Source organism: Aeromonas aquatica (assembly GCF_000764655.1).
Lineage (GTDB): Bacteria > Pseudomonadota > Gammaproteobacteria > Enterobacterales > Aeromonadaceae > Aeromonas > Aeromonas aquatica.
The window spans coordinates 1-7,229 of sequence record NZ_JRGL01000166.1; the positions used below are offsets into that span (position 1 = coordinate 1).

Annotated in this window: 3 protein-coding genes; 2 read left to right on the forward strand and 1 reads right to left on the reverse strand. The window is 59.7% G+C overall.

What is annotated here, in order from left to right; genetic code table 11:
* Positions 1 to 406: 406 nt before the first annotated feature.
* Positions 407 to 2,587, reverse strand: a complete 2,181-nt coding sequence (gene katG, locus LG30_RS0120820; RefSeq protein WP_033132614.1) for a catalase/peroxidase HPI — start codon at positions 2,585 to 2,587, stop codon at positions 407 to 409.
* A 1,116-nt stretch (positions 2,588 to 3,703) separates the two neighbouring features.
* On the opposite strand from katG, the gene LG30_RS22305 reads away from it, so the two are divergent.
* Entirely contained in the window at positions 3,704 to 4,255 is a 552-nt protein-coding gene (locus LG30_RS22305) for a hypothetical protein (RefSeq protein WP_152599408.1), read from the forward strand.
* Positions 4,256 to 4,257: 2 nt separating this feature from the next.
* Positions 4,258 to 7,229 (forward strand): VCBS domain-containing protein (locus LG30_RS21210; protein WP_202963176.1); only part of this gene is annotated, 2,972 nt, incomplete at its 3' end.

Sequence of the window (7,229 nt, forward strand, 5' to 3'; positions counted from 1 at the left end):
CGGCAGCTTCGCCCGCACCAAAAAGCGCGGCTTCGACTGCTATCGCCGGGTCATCGCCAGCAACGGTGAGACGCTCTGTTCTGGCAGCCAAATATGCTGTGAGGTGATATAAAACCTCTCATTCATACAATCCTCCATCATGCCGACACGGGATGATGGCGGTTTTTTATGGTCTAGGCAGTGTAAAAGAAGGGTTCCGTGCGGCAGAAGATCAGGTCGGAAGCCGTCTGGCGATGTCGGCCAACGTCGAGAATGTCGGGGAGGTGGTGTCTCAAGAGGGGAGGCACAGGAAGGGCGGTATTCAAGCCGCGCTGCAGACTGGATTCATGAAGAAGCGCCCCGATCCTGGGGTTGGCCCAAGGGGCCAGCCGCCAGGACCGGGGCGCCGGTCAACACACCTTCAGGATCAGGCCAGATCGAAGCGATCCAGGTTCATTACCTTGGTCCAGGTCGCCACGAAGTCCTTCACGAACTTCTCTTTCGCATCTGCGCTGGCATACACCTCGGCCAGAGCCCGCAGCTGGGAGTTCGAGCCGAACACCAGATCGACGCGGGTACCCGTCCACCTAGTCTTGCCGCTCTTGCGATCCACCCCTTCGTACAACCCCTTGACGCCCGCTACCGGCTTCCACTCGGTGCCCATGTCGAGCAGATTGACGAAGAAGTCGTTGGAGAGTGCCCCGGGCTTGGTGGTGAGCACCCCATGGCCGGTCGCGCCCGTGTTGGTGCCCAGCATGCGCATGCCGCCGACTAGCACCGTCATCTCGGGGGCACTCAAGTTCAGCAGCTGCGCCTTGTCGATCAGCATGGCCTCCGAAAGCTCGGCATAGTCTCCCCCCAGATAGTTACGGAAACCATCGGCGAGGGGCTCAAGCACGGCGAAGGCCTCGATATCGGTCTGCGCCTGGGAGGCATCCATCCGGCCCGGTGCGAAGGGCACGGTCACGGCGACGCCTGCCTTCTTGGCAGCCTGCTCGACACCAACCCCGCCGGCCAGCACGATCAGATCCGCAAGCGACACCTTCTTGCCACCGGTGGCCGAAGCGTTGAACCCCTGCTGAATACCTTCCAGGGCCTTGAGCACCTTGGCCAGCTGAGCCGGCTGGTTGGCCGCCCAATCCTTCTGCGGGGCGAGCCGGATGCGGGCGCCGTTGGCACCACCGCGTTTGTCGGAGCCACGGAAGCTGGCGGCGGATGCCCAGGCGGTGGAGACCAGCTCGGCGACCGACAGTGGCGCCGCCAGGATCTGCTCCTTGAGGGCCGCTACGTCTTTGTCACTGACCAGCTCGTGGTTGACGGCGGGGACGGGGTCTTGCCAGATCAGCTCTTCTTTTGGCACTTCCGGTCCCAGGTAGCGGGCCACCGGACCCATGTCGCGGTGGGTCAACTTGAACCAGGCACGGGCGAAGGCGTCGGCGAAGGCTTGGGGGTCTTCGTAGAAGTGGCGGGAGATCTTGCCAAACTCGGGGTCAAAACGCAGGGTCAGGTCCGTGGTCAGCATGGTCGGCTTGTGGAATTTGCCGGGGATATGGGCATCCGGGATGATCTCGGGGGCATCCTTGGCGACCCATTGCTTGGCGCCGGCCGGTGACTTGGTCAGCTCCCACTCGAACTTGAACAGGTTTTCGAAGAAGTTGTTGCTCCACAGCGCCGGGGTCTTGGTCCAGGTGACCTCGAGGCCACTCGAGACCGTGTCCTTGCCGTGGCCGCTGCCGTAGTCGCTGATCCAGCCGAGGCCCTGGGCCTCCAGCGGCGCAGCTTCCGGCTCGGGCCCCTTGTGGGATTCCGGCGCGGCGCCGTGGGCCTTGCCGAAGGTGTGACCGCCGGCGATGAGGGCGACGGTCTCCTCGTCGTTCATGGCCATGCGACCGAAGGTGGAGCGGATGTCCTTGGCCGCCTCCATGTAGTCGCCGCTGGCGTTCGGCCCTTCCGGGTTGACGTAGATCAGGCCCATGTGAGTGGCCCCGAAGGGGGCCGTGAGCTCGCGGTCGCCCTTGACCCGCTCAGGATCGACTCCGAGCCAGGCGATTTCATCACCCCAGTTCACGTCCTGATCCGGTTCCCAGACGTCGGCACGACCGCCGCCGAAGCCAAAGGTACGGAATCCCATGGACTCCAGCGCGACGTTGCCGGCGAGGATCAGCAAGTCGGCCCAGGAGATCTGGCTGCCGTATTTTTGCTTGATGGGCCACAGCAGGCGGCGCGACTTGTCGATGTTGACGTTGTCTGGCCAGCTGTTGAGGGGGGCGAAACGTTGCTGGCCGCGGCCAGCACCGCCACGGCCATCTGTGGTGCGATAGGTGCCCGCTGCGTGCCAGGCCATGCGGATAAACTGGGGCCCGTAGTGGCCGAAGTCTGCCGGCCACCACTCCTGGGAGTCGGTCATCAGCCTGACCAGGTCTTTTTTGAGCGCCTTGTAATCGAGGCTCTCGAACGCCTTGGTGTAGTCAAAATCGCTGCCCATGGGGTCAGAGCTGGCGGAATGCTGGTGCAGCAGATCCAGCCGCAGCTGGTTTGGCCACCAGTCACGATTGGTTCTTCCGACGCCGGCGGTGTGGTTGAAGGGGCATTTGCTTTCTTCACTCATCTCGGTCTCTCCTTGGCAATCGTTTGCAAGCCTAACAACTTAGTATGTGGGAAATTTCCACTTTGCTATCTGAGCCTGTCCTGCCGCACTCGCCATATTCTGGCCAGGCTGTTTTCAACTAATTCTTTGTTTTCATAACCTTAATCTGAAATGTCGCACATGAACCGTGAAGAAATGGATTAAGCCCATCTATTCTCACAATCCATTTTCCCTTGGCACAGCCCTGGCCTCGATAGCCACGACCGGCACAGCTTTGCTGTCTCTCGCATTTTGATGGCGGCCTATCCACGTGATCCGAACGCTGCTGGCCAACAGCTTGTCAGTATGGCGGTCACTCGGGGGCATTATTCATTTTTTCATCAGTATCACAGTCGGCAGCGCCAAAGATTGCGCTACATCATTGCATGCAGGGATAGATCCAGCCTGGACCCTCTCTGGATTCATTTCTGTGACGTCGGTACTAACTATATGAATAGCCATATTTTTTAGTATTACGTCTCGCTTAAAGAGGCTGGATGAGCACTTCGATATGGCGCTGGCAGAAGAGAGCAGACAGAGAGAGCCTGAGCAGCAAGTCGATAACACAAAGAAGGAAGGAATATTATTGGGCTCTTATTAGGAACCACAATTTTATTGCGGCGTTGAGCGTGGCCAAATTAGTCGGTTGACCCACTGCGCTCGTGGGGTGACCCCAGGGGAATACGACATAGCGTTCAACGGCTGATGAGGGGGGGGATTGATCCTGATGGATCACGACGACAAGCCAGCCCCAGCACGATGCATCATCAGATTAAGGCTTTCTTCGCTCCTTCGCCCTCAATGCCATCAGGCCTTGAGCTTGTCTTTATTGGCCACAACGCCACTCCTCTCTCCTGCGTTCAGAGCAAGATCCTTGGATTTTCAATACTGCGTAATACCAATTTCGCGTAACAGCAAAAAAATAAATTTACAACTGTCAAATATATCAGTGTCTACGCTTAGGCAAAACAAGTGAGGCGCCATGGTCAGAGCACCCACAGAACCGGGATAAATTAAAACGTTGTGTGCTATTCAGGGTTCGTCATTGATGACATGGGGCCCTGATCTTGACTCTTAAAAGGATTTAAGGGGTTTTAAATGGGGTCTTATCACTTCCGGCGAGATATCGCCGGTATTTCCCTGTTTCAGGGGCAGCGTTATCACGTGGTCGACGATGGCCGCCAGCGGCAATCCAAGGACGAAGGCTCGTTTCGAAAGGGCTTTATGACAGGAAAGGCCCCGGTTGTCAGCTCGCGGGGAGCGTATGGCAGTGATCCCCTCGTCGATCGTCATCAGTCCCTGACCGTCGCCACTATCAGGCTTGATCCTCTTTCTGTGCAGACCTGTGATCAGCACGACCCAGGCCTCACGGTCCAACCTGGACAGCGTGTACCGGTGGCCGCGCGTGCTGATGCCATCCTCTTCTGTGCGCCAACCCCCAGTCTGTATTGTCACCATCCCGGCCCATTGGCCGAAGATGGCCGTCTGATCGGCCAGGGTGGGCCGCTTTCTTTAGCCCACGAAACGGATGTCCCCAATACCCATTCAGCAGGCAAGGCTCAGCGTCTCCCGGATGGGAGAAGGATGAGCCATTGCCTCACTCGGATCGTCAGCAATATCCACTTTCCCTCTGTTTTTGAAGGAGCTTGATCATGGCTAACATCAACGGCACCAACGGCAACGACCAAATCAGCGGTACTAACAAAAACGACGTCATCTTGGCCTATGCGGGCAACGATGTGATCGATGGGGGGGCTGGCGATGACAGCATCAACGCGGGTGAGGGCAACAACAGGGTCGATGGGGGCTCGGGCAATGACACCATTACCGCAGGCGCCGGCAATGACGTGATCGACGGCGGCAGCGGCAACGATGTCATCAATGCAGGCAATGGCAACAACACTGTGGATGGCGGCTCGGGCAACGACACCATCACCACCGGCAGCGGCAATGACGTGATCGAGGGGGACAGTGGCAACGACGTCATATCAGCCGGTGCCGGCAATGACATCGTTGAAGGCGGTGAAGGCAACGACCGCATCAGCGGTGGCGAGGGCAATGACCAGCTGTATGGTGACGCTGGTGACGACATCATCGAGGGTGGCAGCGGCGATGACTTCATCGACGGCGGTACCGGCCAGGATCGCCTCTACGGTGGCGAAGGCAATGACACCATTCTCGGCTCCAGCGCCTCCGATCTGATCCACGGTGGCGCCGGCAACGACATCATAGGCCGCGATGACGACTGGTGGCGTTATGGCCGTGGGGAGAGTGGCAGCGACATCATCTACGGCGATGGTCTCAATTATGCCACTGACAGTGCGGCCGCCATGGCCTTTGGCAGTGACATCATCTACAGCGGCAACGGTAACGACACTATCTACGGCGACAGCGGCAACAACCTGAGTGGCTCGGGCGCTGGTGGCAACGACAAGATATTCGCCGGCCGTGGTGACGACAAGGTCTATGGGGAAGGCGGCAACGACCTCATCTACGGCGAAGATGGCGACGATCTGCTGGACGGTGGTGCCGGCGATGACTCCATCAAGGGGGGGGATGGCCGCGACACCGTGTATGGCGGCCTGGGCAACGATTTTATCAGCGGTGCCGATGGTCGCGATCTGCTGTATGGCGGCTCGGGCAACGATCGCATCGGCAACAACGATGACAGCAACTGGCGTCACGGCTACTTCAGCGAAAATGGTGGTGACACCATCTATGGCGATGGCAAGGATTCCGCAGCCGGCGCCGCCGCAGCCATGGGGAATGACGTCATCTTCTCCGGCCTGGGCAATGACACTCTCTACGGTGACAACGGCAACAACCTGAACGGCGCCGGTGCGGGGGGCGCCGATACCCTCTATGCCGGCAGTGGCAACGATACCGTCTATGGTGAGGGCGGTGACGACGAGCTGTTTGGTGAGAGCGGCAATGATAATTTGTACGGTGGAGCCGGTGCCGACGAGATCGCAGGGGGACTGGGGATCGACACCCTGAGCGGTGGAGCAGGGGCAGACACCTTCGTCTTCACCGCGGCGCTCAATCAGCAGGATCAGCATGGCCAACACGGCAATGGTTATCCCCACAATTTTGGTCACCACCGGGGTTACGACCATGACGGCCAGTGGAGCTGGTCCGATTCCACCGGTTCGGCGATGGACACTGTCACCGACTTCAAGGGCATCAACGATACTGCCAACCTGGCAGAGCAGGACAAGATAGATCTGGTCCAGCTGCTTGGCGACGGCGTTGACCTCAAGTGGGGCGGTACCACGCCCACCGCCAATGGGGTCTGGTTCAAACAGCTTGGCGGTGACACTTACGTCTATGCCGATATCGGTGGCAATACCACGGCGGAGCTGGCGATCAGATTGAGCGGGATCCACAACCTGGTGGCCGCCGATTTTCTTGGGGTGACGATTCCCAATAGTACTCCCGTACTCGGCGATACAAACAACCCGGCCGCCGTGGCCGAACTGGCAAATGCCAGTGCGCAGAATCTTTCCCCCATCAGCGGAAACTTTACAGTCACCGATATGGACGTGGGCAACACGCTGACCCCCAGCATCGTTGGTAGTCCCGTGGTTATGCTCAATGGCGCAGCCTTCGTACTGCCTGCCAGCGCCAATGCGCTGATTGCCGCAGGTGCCTTCAGCCTGATCGGCGCCACCTCCAACGGTGGCTTGGTGAACATCGGCTACACCTACGATCCCGCCGCAGCACATCTCGACTTCCTGGCGGCCGGCCAGAGCCTGACCATCACCTACACCATCAAGGTCAGTGACGGCACTGTGGACTCTGGGACCCAGGACGTCATCTTCACCATCACCGGCACTAATGATGCTGCAGTGCTGTCCGGTGCGACCGTCAACCTTACGGAGACCAACGCCGTCCTCAATGCCGGCGGCACGCTGACTATCAGCGACGTCGACAGCGCCGCGCTCTTCGTGGCCCAGGCCGGCACGGTCGGGCTCTACGGCAGCTTCAGTATCAACCCTGCTGGCGCCTGGACCTACACCGCCAGCACGGCGCACGACGAGTTTGTGGCCGGCACCACCTACACCGACACCTTCAGTGTGACTAGTGCCGACGGCACCCTCAGCGCGGTAACCGTGACGATCCTCGGTACCAACGACATACCAGTGATCGGCGGCGTCAGCGCCGGTGCAGTGACCGAAGATGCCACCTCCCCAAACCTGACCATCTCTGGCGCGCTGACCATTAGCGACCTGGATGTAGACCAAGCCTCGTTCGTATCGCAGGCTGGCACTTTGGGCAGCAACGGTTATGGCACTTTCAGCGTGAGTGCAGCCGGTAATTGGACCTACAGTGCCGCCAATGGCCAGATCGCCATCCAGGCACTGGGGGCTGGCGACAGCCTGACAGACAGCTTCATCGTCACCAGCTTCGATGGCAGCAGCAGTCAGGTAGTCACCATCACCCTCCAGGGCACCAACGACGATCCGGTGCTGAGCGTCGATACCAGCGGGGCGGTGACCGAGGACGCGGCCACCCCGACCCTGACCGACAGCGGCGTGCTGAGCTTCACCGACGTCGACACCACCAACACCCACACGGTCAGCGTCAGCAACAACGCCGATGCGGTGTGGAGCGGCGGCGCCCT